This is a genomic window from Falsihalocynthiibacter sp. CO-5D18, assembly GCF_041205445.1.
Lineage (GTDB): Bacteria > Pseudomonadota > Alphaproteobacteria > Rhodobacterales > Rhodobacteraceae > Falsihalocynthiibacter > Falsihalocynthiibacter arcticus.
Genome location: NZ_JBGFCF010000061.1, coordinates 1 through 1198 on the forward strand (window position 1 = coordinate 1; position 1198 = coordinate 1198).

Annotated in this window: 1 protein-coding gene; it reads left to right on the forward strand. The window is 52.3% G+C overall.

Going from position 1 to position 1198, the window contains the following annotated elements:
• Positions 1–71 precede the first annotated feature (71 nt).
• Positions 72–1159, forward strand: a protein-coding gene (locus AB9F27_RS21865; RefSeq protein ID WP_369758198.1) for an IS3 family transposase whose coding sequence is annotated in 2 segments (ribosomal slippage) — positions 72–333 and positions 333–1159 — 1089 coding nt in all. Because the reading frame shifts where the segments join, the coding sequence is not laid out codon by codon here.
• Positions 1160–1198 lie beyond the last annotated feature (39 nt).

The window sequence follows — 1198 nt, forward strand, 5'->3', positions numbered from 1 at the left end:
GGTAATCCCCCCTAAAATTAGTGGTGTTCAAAAGTAGAATTTTCTCGGCAAGATATCTGAGGAGATTTTTGATGAAGATGACGAGATATAGTGAACCCCAAATTCTTGCGATCCTACGCCAAGCCGAAAGTGGTGTGCCGGTAACGGAGCTGTGCCGCGAGCACGGAATGAGCAACGCGTCGTTCTACAAATGGCGATCAAAATATGGCGGTATGGACGCGTCGATGATCAGCCAAATGAAAGCGCTTGAAGACGAGAACCGGCGGCTGAAGAAGATGTATGCCGAGATGAGTATGCAAGCAGAATTACTGAAGGAAGCCCTAGGAAAAAAGTGATCCGGCCAGCCTTACGACGAGGTCTGGCCGAGAAAGCGGTGGCGCGCCACGGTGTTAGCATTGCGCTGGCCTGCCGCACGTTTGATGTCAGTGAGACGTGCTATCGTTACAGCCCTCTCTTGAGCGATGAGAACGAAGAGATTGCCGATTTTCTGGTTGGACTGACGGTCGCACGGAAGACTTGGGGGTTTGGGCTATGCTTCCTGCATCTACGTAACGTGCAGGGCCATCCGTGGAACCACAAAAGGGTTTACCGGATTTACTGCGAACTAGAACTGAATTTGCGGATCAAACCTCGGAAACGGTTAAAGCGGGACAAACCCGATGCGCTGGCGGTGCCGGACGCACCGAACGTGACGTGGTCGATGGACTTCATGGCGGATCGCCTCGGGGATGGGCGGGCGTTTCGGCTCTTGAACGTGCTGGATGATTTTAACCGCGAGGGATTGGGCATTGAGGTCGATTTTTCTTTGCCAGCCGAACGGGTTATTCGCAGCCTTAATCGGATCATTGAATGGCGTGGGAAACCAGGAACCATTCGGGTCGATAATGGGCCGGAGTACATCAGTGGTAAGCTGCTGGAATGGGCTGAGAAACAAGGTATTACCATCCAACATATTCAACCTGGAAAGCCGCAACAAAACGCTTACATCGAACGCTACAACCGCACGGTCAGGCATGAATGGCTGGACCAACATATCATTGAAAACATCGAGGAGGCACAGGACTTCGCCACACAATGGCTATGGACTTACAACAATGACCGCCCGAATATGGGCATAGGCGGCATGACCCCCGCCCAGAAACTGAAAATGGCCGCGTAAGTTCTACAGCCGCACCCCATTAGAAATGGGGGGATTACC